This is a genomic window from Pedobacter faecalis (assembly GCF_030182585.1).
Classification (GTDB): Bacteria; Bacteroidota; Bacteroidia; order Sphingobacteriales; family Sphingobacteriaceae; genus Pedobacter; species Pedobacter faecalis.
In genome coordinates, this window is record NZ_JARXOW010000001.1 from 1,817,720 (window position 1) to 1,835,828 (window position 18,109).

Annotated in this window: 16 protein-coding genes; 13 read left to right on the forward strand and 3 right to left on the reverse strand. The window is 45.5% G+C overall.

From position 1 onward, the window contains the following. Nucleotides 1–28: 28 nt before the first annotated feature. From QEP07_RS08245 to QEP07_RS08275, 7 genes are all read left to right on the forward strand, one after another. Complete coding sequence (locus tag QEP07_RS08245) at nucleotides 29–1,336, forward strand: thioredoxin family protein (RefSeq protein WP_285009401.1); 1,308 nt, start codon at nucleotides 29–31, stop codon at nucleotides 1,334–1,336. A gap of 3 nt (nucleotides 1,337–1,339) precedes the next feature. Beyond that, nucleotides 1,340–3,976, forward strand: coding sequence for an alpha/beta hydrolase family protein (locus tag QEP07_RS08250; RefSeq protein WP_285009402.1), 2,637 nt, complete (start codon nucleotides 1,340–1,342; stop codon nucleotides 3,974–3,976). 23 nt (nucleotides 3,977–3,999) lie between these two features. Beyond that, on the forward strand, nucleotides 4,000–4,491 hold the full coding sequence (locus QEP07_RS08255) for a hypothetical protein (RefSeq protein WP_285009403.1): 492 nt from the start codon (nucleotides 4,000–4,002) through the stop codon (nucleotides 4,489–4,491). Nucleotides 4,492–4,515: 24 nt separating this feature from the next. After that, the gene (locus QEP07_RS08260; protein WP_285009405.1) at nucleotides 4,516–5,118 is read left to right on the forward strand and encodes a Crp/Fnr family transcriptional regulator; all 603 of its coding nucleotides are present in this window, start codon (nucleotides 4,516–4,518) and stop codon (nucleotides 5,116–5,118) included. A 63-nt stretch (nucleotides 5,119–5,181) separates the two neighbouring features. After that, the gene (locus tag QEP07_RS08265) at nucleotides 5,182–5,511 is read left to right on the forward strand and encodes a hypothetical protein (RefSeq protein WP_256003752.1); all 330 of its coding nucleotides are present in this window, start codon (nucleotides 5,182–5,184) and stop codon (nucleotides 5,509–5,511) included. Between the two features lie 84 nt (nucleotides 5,512–5,595). Next, the gene (locus tag QEP07_RS08270) at nucleotides 5,596–6,240 is read left to right on the forward strand and encodes a DUF6266 family protein (protein ID WP_285009406.1); all 645 of its coding nucleotides are present in this window, start codon (nucleotides 5,596–5,598) and stop codon (nucleotides 6,238–6,240) included. A gap of 4 nt (nucleotides 6,241–6,244) precedes the next feature. Then, nucleotides 6,245–6,889: a DUF6266 family protein gene (locus QEP07_RS08275; protein ID WP_285009407.1), complete on the forward strand. Its 645-nt coding sequence runs from the start codon at nucleotides 6,245–6,247 to the stop codon at nucleotides 6,887–6,889. A gap of 71 nt (nucleotides 6,890–6,960) precedes the next feature. Here QEP07_RS08275 and QEP07_RS08280 read toward each other — a convergent pair whose 3' ends face one another. After that, nucleotides 6,961–7,491 carry an RNA polymerase sigma factor gene (locus tag QEP07_RS08280; protein WP_256003745.1) on the reverse strand — a complete coding sequence of 177 codons (531 nt, stop codon included), beginning with the start codon at nucleotides 7,489–7,491 and terminating at the stop codon, nucleotides 6,961–6,963. A gap of 172 nt (nucleotides 7,492–7,663) precedes the next feature. Continuing rightward, nucleotides 7,664–8,680, reverse strand: coding sequence for a UDP-N-acetylmuramate dehydrogenase (gene murB / locus QEP07_RS08285; RefSeq protein WP_285009409.1), 1,017 nt, complete (start codon nucleotides 8,678–8,680; stop codon nucleotides 7,664–7,666). Between the two features lie 65 nt (nucleotides 8,681–8,745). On the opposite strand from murB, the gene QEP07_RS08290 reads away from it, so the two are divergent. The 6 genes from QEP07_RS08290 (at nucleotide 8,746) to QEP07_RS08315 (ending at nucleotide 16,669) form a co-directional block, all read left to right on the forward strand. Then, nucleotides 8,746–9,351: a TetR/AcrR family transcriptional regulator gene (locus tag QEP07_RS08290; protein ID WP_285009411.1), complete on the forward strand. Its 606-nt coding sequence runs from the start codon at nucleotides 8,746–8,748 to the stop codon at nucleotides 9,349–9,351. Between the two features lie 119 nt (nucleotides 9,352–9,470). Next, on the forward strand, nucleotides 9,471–10,079 hold the full coding sequence (locus QEP07_RS08295) for a TetR/AcrR family transcriptional regulator (protein WP_285009412.1): 609 nt from the start codon (nucleotides 9,471–9,473) through the stop codon (nucleotides 10,077–10,079). A gap of 33 nt (nucleotides 10,080–10,112) precedes the next feature. Further along, complete coding sequence (locus QEP07_RS08300) at nucleotides 10,113–11,447, forward strand: TolC family protein (RefSeq protein ID WP_285009414.1); 1,335 nt, start codon at nucleotides 10,113–10,115, stop codon at nucleotides 11,445–11,447. Continuing rightward, the gene (locus tag QEP07_RS08305) at nucleotides 11,444–12,511 is read left to right on the forward strand and encodes an efflux RND transporter periplasmic adaptor subunit (RefSeq protein ID WP_256003736.1); all 1,068 of its coding nucleotides are present in this window, start codon (nucleotides 11,444–11,446) and stop codon (nucleotides 12,509–12,511) included. Before QEP07_RS08300 ends, QEP07_RS08305 begins: the two co-directional genes overlap by 4 nt. Nucleotides 12,512–12,533: 22 nt before the next feature. Next, nucleotides 12,534–15,728, forward strand: coding sequence for an efflux RND transporter permease subunit (locus QEP07_RS08310; RefSeq protein ID WP_285009416.1), 3,195 nt, complete (start codon nucleotides 12,534–12,536; stop codon nucleotides 15,726–15,728). A 95-nt stretch (nucleotides 15,729–15,823) separates the two neighbouring features. Further along, complete coding sequence (locus QEP07_RS08315; RefSeq protein WP_285009418.1) at nucleotides 15,824–16,669, forward strand: hypothetical protein; 846 nt, start codon at nucleotides 15,824–15,826, stop codon at nucleotides 16,667–16,669. Nucleotides 16,670–16,673: 4 nt separating this feature from the next. On the opposite strand, the gene lpdA is transcribed toward QEP07_RS08315, so the two are convergent. Beyond that, nucleotides 16,674–18,080, reverse strand: coding sequence for a dihydrolipoyl dehydrogenase (lpdA, locus tag QEP07_RS08320; RefSeq protein ID WP_285009420.1), 1,407 nt, complete (start codon nucleotides 18,078–18,080; stop codon nucleotides 16,674–16,676). Between the last annotated feature and the right edge of the window lie 29 nt (nucleotides 18,081–18,109).

The window sequence follows — 18,109 nt, forward strand, 5'->3', positions numbered from 1 at the left end:
TACTTAGCGCTCATTCTAAAAATAAATCATGAAAAAGATTGTCATTGCACCTTGTTTGCTATTGTGTTTGTTATTCCCAGTTTTTGTACATGCCCAAAAAGATTCTGGAACTATATTTAGCAAAGCCAAAAATTGGCAGCAAGTACTTGAAGAAGCGAAGGAAGCTAATAAACCCATCTTTCTTGATCTTTATACTACTTGGTGTGCTCCTTGTGCAAGAATTGAAAAAGAGGTATTTCCGGACCCGCAGGTTGCCAGTTTTATGAATGTGAATTTCATAACAGTAAGGGTGCAAATGGATACCACCTCACATGATAATGAATATGTAAAGGGCTGGCGCGAAGATGCAGCCAAATGGAATAAATATGCTCCCGCATTTCCTACCTTTCTGTTTTATACTGTTGATGGCACTTATTCTGGCAGGGAAGGTGGATTTCACGCCCCCGGTGAATTTTTGACAATGCTAAAAAAGGTTATAAACCCAAAGAACAGTTACCTCGATCAGATTTCGGCCTTTAATAAAGGAGAACTTAGTCGACAGCAATTATTAAAGTTGGCTTACCTGGCCAAAGACAATAAGGAAGACAGCATTGCTGACCAAGTAGCAAAAGTATACAAAGAAAAATATGTTGACCCGTTATCGGTAGATTCTTTATTGAATAAGGAGGCTGATCGGTTCCATGCTACATTTATAAAACTCTTTAGTTTTAAGGATAAGATCATCCAATATATTTATAGCCATCAGGACAGTACAGACAAGAAGTTTGAACGCTGGCCTAAGTATTCCAAAAATTTAACTGATTTTGTGATCAGCCGTGATTATATATACAGTAAGAAATCCGAATCATCCTATCCTCAATGGGAAAAAATGAGAAAAGCGATAGCCAGAGATTTTGATAACAAAGTCGCAGAGCGTCTTATTCTGAATGCCAAAATATCATCATCATATGGCAAAAAGGATTATCCACAGGCAGTAAGATTGGAACTTTATAAAATAGACAAATATGGCCTTGATACATCTGCTATGGGGAGAGTACATGCCAACAATCTCATCTATGATGTCGCATTCAAATATGTCGATGATAAAGAGATTTTGGAAAAAGCCCTTTCTATAATGAGACGTGTTATTGAACATGAGAATGGTGAAAGCCACGGTCATTTAGATACCTATGCATGCATCCTCTATAAACTTGGAGAAAAAAAGGAAGCCATTGAAATGGAGAACAAAGCTATAGATATAGCAACCAAAAGTAATGATACACGGAATATACCTATCTATAAAGAGATAATTTCTAAGATGGAAAAGGGAGTAGCTATTTGGAAGGAGGTTAATTAATTTATGAAAGTAATTATATCTTTTTGGCTTTGGGTTTTGTGTTTGGGAACGTGCTACGGACAGAAACCAGCGCTTGCGCTTGAAACGTATAAATCCTGGACCGAAGTGAATTTAGGAGGAATCAGCCCCGATGCTCGTTACGCTTACTACTACATAAATAGCAAAGCAATGTCCTCAGATAATAATTCTGAATTTATCCTGAAGACAACATCTGGAAAATCATTGTATTCAGTTTCGGGCCTAACTTCGCCAACAATCAGCAATGACAGCAAGTACCTATATGGAACTTTGCCAGGTGATAGCCTTTTAATTTATGACTTCAATGGCAATAGAAATTACTTTGTTCCTAATGTTAAAGGCTATGAATTGATCGACGTGAAAGGGACTACACACTTGCTATTGAAATCAAGACAAGCGATTAAATTATGTGATCTTTCCGGCAGAATATTAAAGCAGTTTGAAAACGTAAGCCAATATAAGTTCTCACCGTCTGGTGAATCCCTAATTCTGTTAAAAAGCGATCCAGGCGCAAAAGAGCGTGTTGCCGCTTGGTTTGTGGACATGACTTCCAACAAAAACAAACAAATTTTTAGTGGACCTAATGTGAGTAATGTTATTTTCGACAACATTGGATCGCAAGCAGCATTTGTAGTAAACGAGGCTAATGCCAATAGTCTTTGGTATTACAAAGTTGGTTCTGATCAAGCGGTATTACTCGCGGATCAGCACAATGATGGAATAGATAATACCATGTCTATCGTTACAGGGGAATATTGGAGATTTAGCAAGGATGGGGAGAGGCTGTTTTTCTCTTTAAAAACAAACGGCGGAAAGCAGACAGATACAAATAAACCCTCGGATCTGGAAACATGGAGTTACGAGGATGCATATTTGAAAAGTTTTTATAATGGTATGGTTGGGATGCAGATGTTGCAAAACCGTAACTACTTATCCGCAATAAATCTTTCTAACAGAACTGTCTTACAACTTATTAACTGTGAAGAACGATTGGTATCAGGTTCTCTACGCTACGAAACAGATAGCATTTTTATAATACTCTCAACTAAGGCACTAAATACGGAACGATGGAACAAAAACTCTAGGCTATCATTCTATATTTGCAATACTAAAACCGGAAAACGCAGTTCTTTAGAACTGGACAGGACACATTGGATTTCGCCTACACTTTCTCCTACCGGAAGGTATATTATTTACTTCGATCCGGCATTAAAAAGCTATGTTTCTTATCAAACAGCGACCAAAACAAAGAAGGCCATCACCGACAAGATCAAAGTCGGCTTTGGGTATTATTATAATAGACACTACCCGAATCAAGAGGAAGCGACAACTGGAATAACGGGCTGGCTTAAAAATGACAATGCTCTGCTCATAAACACAATGTATGATATTTATAGGGTCGATCCAGCAGGAAATACTGATCCTATCAATGTGACGCAGGGTTTAGGCGAGAAGGAGAAAATTGTTTTTTACCTTGCAGGGCAGCCAACTGGCGGTACAGTAGATGAAGATAAAATCTTATTTGGCGCATTCCATACAAAGACTAAGCAATATGGATTTTATGAATACCATGCAAATACTAAAGGGCAGAAATTAAAAGAATTGTATAAGGGTTCCCGGTACTCAGGACATCTTGACTATGTTTATTATCAGCTAAGAGATGATGACTTTTTAACAGCTAAAAATGGGAAGGGATATCTGGTGAAGTGGCAACAGGCAAATAAGTCACCTAATTATTACTTTAGTAAAGATTTAATATCTTTTAATCAGTTAAGTCATCTCAACCCTGAAAGTAAGTACAACTGGCTTAGTTCAGAATTATGCTCTTATACAGATAGCTTGGGAAACCAATATCAGGGAATACTATACAAGCCTGAAAATTTTGATCCAAACAAAAAATACCCTGTTGTGTTCAGAATTTACGAAACCCAAAGCAATTCGTTGAATGCCTATATTCAGCCAGGACCTGTAGGGGCTAATTTTAATATCGCTTTGTTAGTAAGCAACGGGTATTTGGTGTTTCTACCAGATATTAGGGGTATCATTGGTGCACCAGGAGAAGGAGCATTACGGTCGGTTTTAGCTGCGGCAAACCACGTAGGCCAATATAGTTTTGTTGACAAGGACAAATTTGCGCTTGTAGGTCATAGTTTTGGCGGCTTCGAAACAAATTACGTCATGACACACTGCAACAGGTTCTCCGCAGCTATATCAGGTGCCGGAGTTAGTGATATGACCCGTTTAGCTACATCTATATGGTTTCCTGGACAGAGCCAGCAATCTTTTACACAGCATTCTTATTTTATGATGGAAAAGACAGTTGTAGAAAATCCGCAGGCTTATGTTCGTAATTCCCCACTTTATGAGGCAAAGAATGTAAACGCCCCAATTTTGTTCATGCATAATGATGGTGATGAAAACGTAGACTTCCGTCAGACGCAAGCCTTTTATCTCGTTCTTCGCAGCCTCGCCAAACCTTGCTGGTGGCTCAATTACAAAGGTCATGGGCATGGAGTAGGCGGTGAAAAAAATCAGCTTGACTATAACAAGAAGGTGTGGCAGTTTCTGGATCATTATCTGAAGGGAGCGCCAATGCCCCAGTGGATGAAGGAGCACATTTAACATCTAAACACTACTATTATTTTATGAAAAAACAATTACTAACGCTTCCCGAACTGGAGGCTTTCATGGAAAGCCATGGAAATATTTATATGAATAATAACGGAATAGATATCCACTTTGCTGGCGGCCTCTACATCGATGCAATATTGTGGGATAAATCGCCTGTTGAGTTTTCAATATGCTTGTCACTGGACGTAGAGAACCCCGATTTTATGGAGATTTTAGATTATGAGTGCGTTGAGGATATTGAGAATCTCGACACGGATTACCTCTGGAATATGCTCGGTAAGGGACATGCGAAGGTGTATGCATGTACAGAGGAATTGTTCGGCTTTGGGATTATGTTTGAGCAGAGGAATGGAAAGACTTATGTGTCTAAAGAAAGTGTGGATTCTGTTTCTATTGAGGTTTTGGACGGGGTGTTTGAGGAGCTGGCCTGGTATCGTTCTTATATAAAAAATAACGTGCTGCGCTGGTACGAGATGTCGGAAGAAATGGGATATATATTGAATTAATTACGCTCTTAACAATCTGCTTTTATGATCAAAATAGTTCACGCCTTTGACAGGCTAATGAAATTGCTACGCAGTATTAACCCGGATCTTGAACTGCCGCCGCAGTTGGAACCGCTGCTGCGGAACGAAATGGATGAGATTCACCCTGTGCATCATGAGGTGTTGGTGCATCAGGGGGATCTACCGCTGTATGCGTATTACATTATCAGGGGCTATGTGTATGTAACGTATATATGCGAGGCCGGGGTGAGGCATGTGCTGCGCTTTTACCGCAGCAATAGTATTGTGGCTTTTCTGAGCTTTCTGGAGCAGAAGGCTTCGCCGTATACGATTTGTGCGGGCAAGGATACGATCTTGTCGCGCGTTAGGATAACTACCATGAAGAAGGTTTACCTGATCACAGGTATGTATGAGTTTGCGCAGCGTACGGTGATGCTGTATGATTCGGCTAAGGAGAAGCTTCGGGAGGATATGATGGGTTTGCCCGTGCCGGAAAGGGTGCGGATGTTTTATAAGGTGTATCCTTTTCTGCTTCCGGCCGAAAGTGCGCGTATGGATGTGTTTGTAGCGGCGTATTTGAAAATTAGTGATAGTACGTTGTATAGGACCCGCTATTCCGTCATTTGACGATGCAAGGCCTATTCACCCATGTTATTTTTGGTTAACAACTAAATAAACGTAATTATTCCTATGGGCAAATTGAATGTTGAGGGTCGGAATGGCCTGACTGTATACGCTTACAGAAAAAGAAATAATGCTGCATCCCTGGTTTTTAGACGTGGCGGCGGACATTTGTTCCGGCTTACCAAAATTGTTTGGGGTGAGCAGGCGATCACTGAACTTGAGCGCTTGCTTACAAATCCGCCAGCTGACGGGGGAATTATGATGGTGGAGAGCCCGCGTGGCCGTCGGCACTGGGTGATTGAGGTTATAGCTGATGATGAGGGGCGGGCAGTGCTTGCGATCTGGGAGATTGGTGTACAAGGTAAGACATTGAAGCGTTTTTCGAACGACTTTTAGATCTTCTCGCCTTTTCGTAAGGCATTTTCTGCGGCGCCTGCTGTGGGAATAAAGCAGTAGTAAACCATCATAAAATTTAAAGAGATGGGACACTTAACAGGTGGCCCGTACTACGACTTGATCGGCAGGACGGGAAACAACGTGGGCCGCAGGGTTCGCGGCAAGAATGTTTTTTCTATGCGTCCGCATAGGGGAAACCGGACCTCGACGGAGGCACAGCTGGCTGTTCAGCTGAAAATGGGTTTAATTTCTTCCTGGATGAGCGATGTGAGTGCTTTCCTGAAGCTGGGCTTTGAGCACGAGGATCCGAAGATGTCGGCCTGGAATGCGGCAGTGAAGTATAATCTGGACAATGCGGTAACAGGCGTGTATCCGAGTTTTACGGTCGACTACTCGAAAGCTTTGTTCAGCAAGGGCAAGCTTTCGCCCCTGGCCAGTCTTTCTGTAGCAGCAGAAACGGAAGCGCAGCTCGACTTTAGCTGGTCGGCCGCTATTGAGGTGGCAAGGCCGGGTGGGCCTACCGACAAGGCAACGTTCATTGTATACAATCCGCTGAAGCAGGACTTCGTGGTTTCTCCGACGGGCGTTGTTCGGTCGGGACTGACCTACGACATGGCTCTGCCGCTTGATTTTAGCGGCGATGAGGTGGAGGTGTATGCTGCGGTGCTGAGTGTTGATCATAAGCTCGTGAGCACGAGTGTGTATGTGGGCAGTATTTTGGTGGTATAGGATCATGGCTGTGTTTCGTAACAACCTGCTCGGCGCGATAAGGGGCCGGGTAGGTAACATGGTGAGCTATGTGGTACTGGGCAAGAATGTGGTTCGCATGATTGGCCAGAACAATAAGCCACCTACGGAGAAGCAACTGGCCAACCGCCAGGCGATGAAGGTGATTTGCGAGGTGCTGAGCATGGCGAAACCTTTCACGCGGATTGGCTTTGACGCGGAGGCGAAACTGAGATCTCTTTACCCGCAGAATGTAGGCATCTCGGTGAATAAGCCGGCTGCGCTGAAGGGTGTGTATCCGCAAATTGAAGTGGATTATCCTAAGCTTAAACTGAGCATGGGCAGCGTGCCCGGATTGATGGGGCTGACCGTGGTAGCGGAGGATGATGGGCTGTGCATCACTTGGACGCCGGTTCTCGACTGGCAATATATGCATGACCGGATTATGGTGGTGGTGTACTTTCCCGAACTGGCCGCTGAAAAGCATGAGAAGGCTTGCATCGAGCTTAGTGGTGCGCGCCGGTCGGAAGGTATGGAAAGGATACCGCTCTCCCCTGCCCTGCTTAACCAGCGTATGGAAGTGTTTGTGGCGATGCGCGCTGCTTGCGGAGCGGATGTTTCGGACAGTCAGTACGCTGGCAGACTAAATTAGCCGCGGTTTTGTACCAACGAAAAAAGGATGCCTGCGGGCATCCTTTTTATTTTGAGGCTTAGGTAGGTTGATTAGGCTACTTCTGCTCCCAAGATGTCTTTCGAATAGGTTTTCAGGTATTTTTTCAGGATTTGACGTGCTACGTGGATCCTGGTTTTCACTGTTCCAATCGGGATGTTTAGCTCTTCTGCGATTTCGTGATATTTGAATCCTTCGAAGTATTTCATGAATGGCACATAGTATTCTGGCTGCAAAGTAGCCAGTGCCTTATTGATGTCGCCAATGACAAACTTGCTTTCGCTTGAGTTGCGTGCTGCGCTGTAGTGCAGATTGGCTGATGATATATCGTCTGACTGTGTGATAAGCGAATTTGTTTTTACCAGTCGGCGATAGTTATTGATGAAGGTGTTTTTCATGATGGTAAATAACCAACCCTTCAAATTCGTACCCTCCTTAAACTTACTGTAGTAAGTTACCGCTTTCAACATAGTGTCTTGTACCAGGTCGTTTGCATCTTCTATATCTTTAGTAAAATTTAAAGCGAATGACTGCAAAGAACTTGTGTGATTGTTCAGCTGGAGGTTAAATTCATTTTTTGTCATAATGTTTTAAGTTTTAGGGTTTTATAAAAGCAAACAAACTAGTTTTCTTTTCCGGGGATCAACCAGGTTTGTCTAATCTTACACACTAAAGCATATACAATAGGTGTACCAAAAAACTTAAATCGATATTAACAAATTAATTTTCGGACGTTACGGGCAATTTAGCCTTATGTCACAAAATATTTACTTCCCTTTCCAGTTTAACGCCAAATTTGGCATCGACCTCTTTTATGATGCGTTCTGAAAAAGTGTACACTTCCTGACCAGTGGCCCCGCCATGGTTTACAAGCACCAGGGCCTGGTTTTTCCAGGTGCCGGTGTTGCCATCTACCATTCCTTTAAAACCGCATTGCTCGATGAGCCAGCCGGCAGCCAGCTTTACGTCGCCATTGGCCACCGGATAACGCACGGCATCGGGGAATCTACCGGTAAGGGCATCGGCGGTCTCCCGGCTTACAATGGGATTTTTAAAGAAACTTCCGGCATTGCCGATGGTTGATGGATCTGGAAGTTTGCTGACCCTGATGGAGGATACGACTGCGGATACATCGGCAATTCCGGGATTGCTGATGTGCCGCTTTTTGAGTTCTTCTTCTATAACACCGTAGCGGGTGTTGATTTCTGCCTGGGTGCTTAGCCTGAAGCCGACCTGCGTGATGATGTATTTTCCTTTTTTGGAGGGTTCCTTAAATATACTATGCCTGTAATCGAACTGGCAGTCGCCCGCCGCAAACTGTTCAAACTCCCCTGTATGCGTATTAAATACTTTGCAGTTTTCAAAGACATCTTTCAGCTCCACGCCGTAGGCCCCTATATTTTGTACCGGTGAGGCACCGACGGTACCGGGAATAAGGCTCAGGTTTTCCAGGCCGGCGTAACCTCTGGCGACACTGTAGCTGACCAGGTCGTTCCACACGACGCCCGCTCCCGCCTGGAGCTTTACGTCTGTGCCGCTGACTTCCGCTTCGATGCCCGGAATGGAGATCTTGATGACGAGTCCGTCGAAATTTTTCGTAAAAAGCATATTGCTGCCACCGCCCAGGATAAGATAGGGCTGGTGGAAAGCGCCGCTTTGATAAAGGGATAGCAGGTCGTCTTCGGTAAATACTTCGGTAAACTGCTTCGCGAGTACATCTACCCTGAAGGTGTTATAGGGCTTTAACGATTTGTTTTCTTCAATTACGGGCATTGTGCGCTAAAGACGTTACATGACATGCTGCAAACTTAGATAAAGATTGTTTATTTTTAGCATTTATGGAGAATCAGGACAAGAAAAGGCTTTTGATTATTGAGGCTGCGCTGAAGAGATTTGCCCACTACGGGCTGGCGAAAACCACAATGACGGAGATTGCGAAGGACATTTCATTTTCTAAGGCACTTTTGTATTATTATTTTCCGGACAAACTGACGCTGTACGTTACCACGATTGAACACCTGATGCAGGTGATGAGCCGCGACCTGATCAAATCGATAGATAAAACGAAAACTTCTACGGAAGGCATTATTAAACTGCTGCAAAAGCGGCAGACGTATATTCAGAAATATTATAAGCTTTTTGAGTCTAATCAGGTGATTGGTCAGGACCTGCCCAATGGCTTGTCTGAAAAGATTGAGAAGGCAAAGGCTTTTGAAGCGATGGTGGTGAACTCGCTGTTTAACCGCGGCATCACGAGCGGCGAACTGAGCATGGATAATCCTAAACTGGTGACCGAGGTGTTTATGAACGCGCTGACTGGTATACACTTCGACATCGTTTTAAAGCACCGTTATGTGTTCCCCGATAAGGATCATTTTAAGCAGATCTTTCTGAAGGAAAGGCTGTTTGCTGACGTCTTTATGGCAGGCCTGCAGAAGAAATAGCTTCGTCCGTCATACTTCTGTAACATTTCTACCCTTTTTTGCGTCTACACTTAAACGGTAAATTTTCTGGCCTTAACTTTGACCATTGAAAACGAAAAGTCAAAAAGTAAAAAAGTAGAATGGTAGAGACGGATAAAAAAAGGGAGGCGATTATTGAGGGTGCGATTAAGCGTTTCATGCATTACGGGATCAGTAAGACCACGATGAATGAGATTGCGGAGGACCTTTCGGTATCTAAGCCTTCACTGTATTATTATTTCCCGGATAAGAACAGCCTGGTGCTGGGTGTGATTGACAAAATTTTCTCTGACTATTTTGACATCATCGAAAATGAGCGTTTTGCCGAGGAGCAGCCGCTTGAAGCGCGCTTAGCCGGATTTATTGAGGTGAGGCATCGCTTTTTCCAAAAGTATTATATGCTGCATCTGTCGGGTGCAAGTCCGGATTCGTCGCTCAACTCTGAGGAATTGAAGGCGCATTTTATGAAGATGAAGGCACGAAATCAGCAGTTCCATAAACAAGTGTTCAAAACTGCGGCTGAAAAAGGTGAGATTGAGGATACGGATATGGACAAGGTGGCGGAATTGTATCTGGACAGTCTGGCGGGAATTACTTCGCTGTGCATTACGCATGGAAATAAGGAGTTGTTTCCGAGCAAGAAGGAAATGAAACTGATGCTGGACAAGCAGCTGGGCTTGTCGGCAATTTTTGTTAAAGGATTAAAATAGACCCTAATTAATTAACTATATATGAATACAATAATGAAACAGATAAGAACAATCCCGCTGCTGGTGCTGGGCTTGGTATTGTCGGCCGTTGCATCGCAGGCGCAGCAAACGCTGACGCTGAAACAGGCGCTGAACTATGCGGTGCAGAACAACGTGAATGCCCGGAAGGCTAAGCTGGATATTGATGGTGGCAAATACAAAACGCAGGAGGTTCGTGCGCAGGCTTTGCCGCAGATTAACGCAAGTACGAGTTTGAATTATAACCCTATAATTGGGCAACTCGTTGTAAATAACGGAGGTAATGCACAAGCTTTTTCACTTGGTCGGGCCTGGGATTCGAATGCGGGCATTCAGCTTTCTCAGCAGCTTTTCAACCAGCAGGTATTTACTGGTTTGCAGGCAGCGCGCTCCAGTGAAGAGTATTACAGGCTTTCTTCGGAACTGACCGACGAGCAGGTGATTGAGCTGGTGGCGAACAATTATTATCAGGTGCTTGTGGCCAGACAGAGGCTGAACGTCATAGACACAAACCTTAAGAACATTCGCGTGGTGGAAAACATCATTACTACACAATATAACAATGGTTTGGCCAAGAAGATTGACGTAGACCGGATCAAGGTGAGTATCACGAATCTTGAAACACAACGCACACAGGTGATCAACTCGATTACACAACTGGAACTTCAGCTGAAACTCTCGATGGGTATGCCGGTGGAAACTGCCATTACTCTGCCGAGAACGGAATTGAACGAATCGGTTACGCTGCCAGAAATGAGCGATACGCTAAATCTGGACAACCGGACTGAAGTGAAATTATTAGACGTGCAGGACAGGCTCCTGGCCTTGCAGCGTAAGGCGTATGTTTCGGAATACTATCCTAATCTTTCGTTATCTGGCAACTACACATATTCCAGCCAGGCAAACAGATTTGACTATCTAACCTCGAACGGAAGAGCGATCGGTTTCGATGCTTCATCTATCGGGATAACCTTGAGAATACCTGTTTTCAATGGCTTTCTTACCCGCTCACGCATCCGCCAGGCTGATGTGGACATCAAGAAAGCGAACGAAGACCGCAGACAAACAACGAATGCTTTGAACACGGCTTATGAAAATGCCAAGATCGAGTTGCGCAACAGCATTAGCACGATAGAGTCGCAAAGGAAAAACGCTGAGCTTGCAAATGAGATCTATCAAAGCACACAAAACAATTATAATAACGGACTGGCAAGCCTTACTGACCTGCTGGACACGGAGAATGCGCTTACTGAAGCACAGAATGCCTACACCCAGGCTTTATTGAACTATAAGGTCGCCGAAATACAATTAATAAAATCTAACGGAAACATTAAATCACTCTTACAATGAAAAGAATAATCATAACAGTCGTAGTTGTCCTGCTTGCCCTGGTGGGTATCGCACTGGTATTGACGAACAACAAGAAGAAGAACGAAGCGAAAACGGCTTTCATTGCCCAAGGCGGCGGAGCGGTTGCCGTTAGGGTAGCCCCTGTGCAAAAAACGGTGGTGGACCAGGATTTTAGTGTGAACGGGAATTTTTCGCCTAAGCAGGAGTTAAATCTGCTGAACGAAAATGCGGGAAGGGTGACCAGAATTTATGTTGATGAGGGTGATCGTGTTTCGAGAGGTCAGGTACTGGCCCGTATTGATGCGGAGATCATGAATACGGATAAAGAAACTGCTGAAGCTACTTATCAGAATGCTTTAAGGGATCAGGCCCGGTACGAGAACTCGTTTAAAACTGGCGGTGTTACACAACAGCAGTTGGATCAGGCCCGTTTGGCTACGCAAAATGCTAAGCTGCGTTTGCAGGCTTCGCAGCGCCGGGTTAGCGACGCTAATATTAAATCGCCGATCAATGGTATTGTAAACAAGCGCTACATTGAAGTGGGTGCTTTCGTGAACTCGCAGGGATCTCAGCTTTTTGAATTGGTTGACGTATCGAAACTGAAGCTGAAGGTGAATGTGAGCGAGTCGCAGGTGGCTAACCTGAAGGTGGGCGACAAGGTTGAGATCAAGTCGTCGGTTTTCCCTAATGATAATTTCTCTGGCAGAGTAAGCTTTATTGCGCCTAAGGCTGATGCTTCGCTGAACTTCCCGATTGAGATTGAGGTGGACAATGCAGGCAAGAACACTTTAAAGGCTGGTATGTATGGTACCGCAGTGTTTAAGTTCCCGAAACAGGCGCCGACTATACTTGTGCCACGGACTTCATTTGCGGGTAGTGTAAGCAGCAATGAGGTGTTTGTTCTGGATAAAGGAAGCAATACATCGAAAGTGAGGAAAGTGGTTAGCGGCCGTATTCTGGGCGATAACGTGGAAATCCTGGATGGCTTGAATGAGGGTGAGACAGTGATTATTAGTGGTCAGATCAACTTAAAAGACGGTACTCCGGTATCTGTCGTTAAGTAAACCATATTGAATAAGATATAAGATGAAAATAACAGATATTTCTATAAAAAGACCCTCGCTGGTGATTGTGGTGTTTACCGCACTCACGCTCCTGGGGCTCTTGAGTTACTTTTCGCTGGGTTACGAGTTGCTTCCGAAATTCTCGAACAACGTTGTATCTATACAGACGATTTACCCGGGAGCTTCGCCAAGTGAGGTGGAAAACACGGTGACCAAGAAGATTGAGGACGCGGTTTCTTCGATGGAGAACATCAAGAAGATTAACGCTGTGTCGTTCGAGAGCTTGTCGACCGTAACGATTACGCTGACTGATGCAGCCAATATTGATATTTCCCTGAATGATGCGCAGCGGAAGGTGAACGCAATCCTTTCGGACTTACCGGAGGATGTGAAAACGCCTTCACTGAGTAAGTTCTCGCTTGACGATTTGCCGGTAATTACGATGACGGCATCGGCCAATATGGATGATGTGAGTTTTTATGACCTGATTGACCAGCGGATTGCCCCGGTAATTTCGCGGGTTGCGGGTATTGCGCAGGTGAACCTTGTGGGTGGATCGGAACGTGAGATTCAGGTTTCGCTTGATGCGAATAAGCTGCAGGGTTATGGCCTTTCGGCAACGCAGGTGCAGCAAATGGTGCTGAGCTCTAACCTGGACTTCCCTACGGGTAGTGTTAAGACCGAGTCGCAGGACGTACTGATCCGTTTGTCGGGCAAGTACCGGACCATTGAGGAGCTGAGAAATTTGGTGTTGACAACAACTCCTGATGGTGCGCAGATTCGTTTGGGTGATGTTGCCGACGTTCAGGATTCTAAGAAGGAAACGGAGAAACTGGCCCGTATTGACAGGCAAGCGTCGATCGCTATCCAGATCATTAAACAAAGTGATGCGAACGCAGTTGAAGTAAGTAAGGGCGTACATGCCATTATTGAGAAGCTAAAAAAGGACTATGAGGCAAATAAGCTGGACATCAAGATCGTTAACGACAGCTCTATTTTTACGTTGCAATCGGCCGACGCAGTTATCCACGATTTGATCATTGCGGTTGTACTGGTGGCTTTTGTGATGCTTTTCTTCCTGCATAGTTTGCGGAACGCGGTGATCGTCATGGTGTCGATCCCGGCTTCGTTGATCGCAACCTTTATCGGTATCAGCCTGTTTGGCTTTACGCTGAACCTGATGTCGCTGCTTGGACTCTCGCTCGTTGTGGGTATCCTGGTGGATGACGCGATTGTGGTACTGGAGAACATCCAGCGACACATGGAGATGGGTAAGAATAAAGTCCGCGCAGCTTCTGATGCGACCAGGGAGATCGGTTTTACAGTGGTATCGATCACCTTTGTAATTGTGGTGGTGTTCTTCCCGATCGCCGTAAGTACGGGCTTGGTGTCGAACGTATTGCGCCAGTTCTGTGTGGTGGTTATTATCGCCACGCTGCTTTCCTTGCTGGCGTCGTTTACGATTGTTCCGCTGCTATTCTCAAGATTTGGTAAGCTGGAGCATATTGAAGGCAAAAATGCGTTTGGCCGTTTTATCCTTTGGTTTGAAAAACAACTGAAGAAGTTTACGATCTGGGTTACAGGTATCCTGAACTGGTCGTTGAACCATAAGGCGATTACGCTGGTGGGTGTGTTTGTTTTGTTCTTAAGTTCATGCGGTTTACTGGGTGCCGGATTTATTGGTACGGAGTTTTTCCCGAAATCGGATAAAGGTGAATTCCTGGTGCAGATCGAATTGCCGAAGGATGCGCCTTTGGAGCAGACCAACTTTTATACGCAGCGTGCGGAGGCTTTCCTTGACAAGCAGCCTGAAATTGTGCAGCTGATTACAACGGTAGGACAGGCCAGCGGTGACTTTGGTGGAACGCAGGCAACGGCTTATAAGTCGGAGATTAACGTGCGCCTCGTTGAACGCGATCAGCGTGAAGGGGTATCATCTGATATCTTCGCCACGAAAATGAGCCGCGCCCTGGCCAAAGAACTTGTCGGAGCCAAGGTAAAAACTGTGCCGATCAGTATTTTGGGTATCGCGGAAAACGCTCCGATCAGTCTGGTGGTAACGGGTTCTGACCTGGACAGCGTGTTAAAGTATGCACAGGGTGCCAGGGATGTTCTGGCAACTATTCCTGGTGCTACGGAGATTAAGCTTTCGGTAGAGAAAGGTACGCCGGAGATTAATGTGCAGGTAGACCGTGATAAGATGTCGGCCTTAGGCCTTAATCTTTCTACGGTTGGTTCTACGATGCAGACTGCCTTTGCGGGTAATACAGATGGTAAATTCCGTAAGGGTGAATACGAATATGATATCAACATCCAGTTCCAGGACTTTAACCGCCAGAATATAGATGACGTGCGGAACCTGGTATTTGTGAACGATAAAGGCACGCAGGTGAAATTATCGCAGTTTGCGAATATTACGGAAGGTTCGGGTCCTAGTCAGCTGGAGCGACTGAACAAGTCGACCTCGGTATCCGTACAGGCGCAGTCGATAGGACGGCCAACGGGAACGATTGTTGAAGATTTCCAGGCGAAACTTGAGGAGTACCAGGAAAATGGTAAGCTTAAAGCCCCTGTGGGTGTGAGTTATACCTGGGCTGGTGATCAGGAAAACCAAAGTGAAGGTTTTGGTACGCTGGGTATTGCTTTGTTATCGGCCATTATCCTGGTATACCTGATTATGGTGGCCCTGTATGACTCGTTTGTATATCCGCTTGTGGTGATGTTCTCGTTGCCGCTGGCGATGATTGGAGCGTTGCTTGCACTGGCGCTGACGAATAACTCCCTGGGTATCTTTACCATTCTTGGTTTGATCATGCTGATGGGTCTGGTAGCGAAGAACGCGATCTTGCTGGTCGACTTTACCAATCAGCAGAAGGCGGAAGGGAAATCGACCCGGGAAGCTTTGGTGCTGGCTAACCATGCCCGTTTGCGCCCGATCCTGATGACGACCATTGCGATGGTGTTTGGTATGCTTCCGATCGCGATTGCCAGCGGTGCCGGTGCGGAATGGAAGAATGGTTTGGCCTGGGTTATCATCGGTGGTCTGATCAGTTCACTATTCCTCACCCTGATCGTGGTTCCGGTGATCTACCTGATCTTCGACAGGATGCTGGACAGATTTGGCTTTAACAAAAAAGGCAAGTCGATAGACGAGCTGATGACGGAGCCTTATGACCATAAGGATGTATTGGAATACGATCCGGATCTTGCACATTAAGGATCGATATCTGTTTTAATAGTTTTAGAGGGGCCTGATTGGCCCCTCTTTTTTTGCAGCTCAGATTCTTTTGCTATTTTGTTGAAAAGTTGACCATGCTGAGGTACCTGTTTCTATTGCCTTTTTTCTTTCTTGGAAGCTTGTTGCTGCATGCGCAGCATCCGCCGGTATTTAAGGGTATGACGATGGACACTACGTATATTGTGGTGAGCGACCTGAACGTTAATCTGGTGCGCTACGCTTATGGAGCGCCCAAAGTGAGTTTCCTGGCCATCCATGATAATGAGGATACCGGTGTAAAGGCGGCTTTTGAATATATGCAGTTTAATGGCGGAAGGCTGGTGGATTGTCAGTACGGCGGCGTGCGCAACTTTAAGTTTAAGGTTGATGGTGTAGATTATCAAACGGATCCAAACAGCATTTACACTCGTGACGGCATCCGTGTTGGCCTCGAAAAATATGGGCCGGCCGACGAAAAGGTTATGGATCAGTTGGAGATGGCTTCGAAGGTTATTCTAAATTTATACAACCATGCTAAGTATGGTTACATTTTTACCTTGCATAATAATGCCGATGGTGGCTTTGGCATTCCGTCTTACCTGAAGGGTTATGAACTGGAAGGTACGGCGGACTCATTGCACATCAATTTTGCTATGGATCCGGATGACCTGGTGTTTGTGACGGAGAAGAAGCTTTTTGATTATCTGAAGCGTGAAAATGTTAACGTGGCGCTGCAATCGCACAACGCGCCGGATGATGGGTCGCTCTCGGTTTACGCCATGAAGCATAGCATTCCGTACATCAATGTGGAGGTGCAGCATGGCAAGCAGGCGGAACACCTGAGGCTGATTGAAATTTCGGTAAAAGCCTTGTTTGCCTGTTACCCGGAACTAAAAGAAAAGGCTGGTACGTCTGACCAGCCTCCTCCTGTTACGCAGTAATTTCTTAGATATGTATTGCCCTGTTCTCGGTAGCCGCTAAAGCTGCTTCCTTGAGGGCTTCTGTATAAGTTGGGTGCGCATGGCAGATGCGGGCAATGTCTTCCGCCGAAGCACGGAACTCCATGGCGACTACCGCCTCTGCGATCATGTCGGCCGCGCGGGGACCGATCATATGCACGCCGAGCACTTCGTCTGTCTTGGCATCAGCCAGTACTTTTACGAAGCCGTCGGTGTCCATACTGGCTTTAGCCCTTCCGCTGGCCTTGAATGGAAACGATCCTGCTTTATATTGCTGGCCCTTTTCTTTAAGCTGCTCTTCGGTATAGCCTACCGAAGCCACTTCCGGCCAGGTATACACAACGCCCGGGATGAGGTTATAATTGATGTGCGGCTTTTGTCCGGCAATGCGCTCTGCAACATAAATGCCTTCGTCTTCCGCTTTATGGGCAAGCATAGCGCCTTTGATCACGTCGCCTATAGCATATACGCCCGGAACGGTAGTTTCCAGGTGCTCGTTTACCGGAATCTTATTGCCGCGTTCTTCGGTTTTGATTCCGATGTTCTCAAGGCCAAGGCCTTCAGTATAAGCGGTGCGGCCTACAGCTACGATGCAGTAATCGGCCTCGAAACTCACCTGTTCGCCCTTGGCATTGTCGGCCGTAACGGTCACTTTCTTGCCTTTTACGGTTGCGCCGGTCACCTTATGGTTCATGAAGAATTCCATACCCAGAGACTTTTTAAGTACCCGCTGAAGTTCTTTGCCAAGTCCGCCATCCATAGTAGCAATGATAGAAGGCATGAACTCGATGACAGAGACTTTGGTACCCAGCCGCGCATATACCGACCCAAGTTCCAGACCTATTACACCCCCACCGATGACAACGAGTTGTTTAGGAACTTCCGTAATGTTCAAGGCTTCGGTTGAGGTAATAATCCGTTTTTTATCGACCGGCAGAAATGGCAGCGCAGTTGGCTTGGAGCCGGAAGCGATGATCACGTTCTTTGCCGTGATGGTCTCCGAAGAGCCGTCTGTCTTAGTGATCTTGATGGTGTTTTTATCGGTGAATGAACCCACACCTTCAAAGGCGTCGATCTTGTTTTTCTTAAAGAGGTATTGGATACCGGCGGTGTTCTGTGCTACGACGTCGTTCTTCCTGGCGATCATCTGCGGCATGTCTACCTTGATGTCTTTAATGGCAATGCCGTGTGTTTTGAAGCTATGTACTGCATTGTGATAGTGCTCGGAAGAATCGAGAAGGGCCTTTGAGGGGATACAGCCTACATTGAGGCAGGTACCGCCAAATGTTTTATACTTCTCTACAACTGCGGTTTTTAAACCTAACTGAGCGCATCTGATTGCTCCAACATAACCGCCCGGTCCCGAGCCAATGACTACTACATCGTATTGCATATAAAGGTGTTTTTTTACGCTGCAAAGTT